Genomic DNA, 665 nt, shown 5'->3' with positions numbered 1-665 from the left:
ATAAATCCCAACCGCGTCGCTCATTCCCGCTGGCACCACCGGAATGGTACAAATCGGTTCGAAGGAGGATTCAAACTGGGCGGCAAAGGCGAGATTTTTACGCTGTACCAGCGCGCGGTGTATGGTTACGCCTTCGGGAGCAACTTCACGCCACGGTGGTTGAAGTTTATTTACCGGCTCGCTGGCATCGCCGACATAGACTGGTTCGTGCAGCAATATGCAGTAGCGGGAAAGAACGCGGTTCAACAAATTATTACTCGCCAGATGGCTGTACTCTTCCTTGAGCGTCAGAATCACCTGCGTTCCCGTTTCCGAGGACTGATGCGGCGTAACGGTATATTTTTGCCCGTCGGTAGAGTGGTATTTCCAGCTCTGATCCGGCGTTTGCCAGGATGTGGTCAACACCGTGACCTCTTTTGCCAGTACAAAGGCCGACAAAAAACCGAGGCCGAACATACCAATTAAACCGGTGTTGTCATCCTGCTGACGCAACATTCGGGTATAACCCACGCCCACTGTAGCCAGGAAGCCGTGAATTTCGCTTTCTGTCAGTCCCGCACCGGTATCGGTAATAGTGATAGTGGACTTCGCCACGTCAGCCACCACACGAATTTGGTTATCCTTTGGCGCATCGGGCTGCTCAATCCTGCGGCGCACAATCGCAT

1 protein-coding gene is annotated in these 665 nt (G+C 53.2%); it reads right to left on the bottom strand.

Annotated elements, in window-relative coordinates; translation table 11 throughout:
- Positions 1–665, bottom strand: a 665-nt coding sequence (locus AACU94_RS24445; protein ID WP_205713081.1) for an ATP-binding protein, incomplete at both ends; no start/stop codon positions are given.

This window comes from Escherichia sp. E4702, from assembly GCF_963883545.1.
Lineage (GTDB): Bacteria > Pseudomonadota > Gammaproteobacteria > Enterobacterales > Enterobacteriaceae > Escherichia.
Note: the sequence above shows the minus strand (reverse complement) of the source record. Positions and strands in the feature narration are given on the sequence as shown.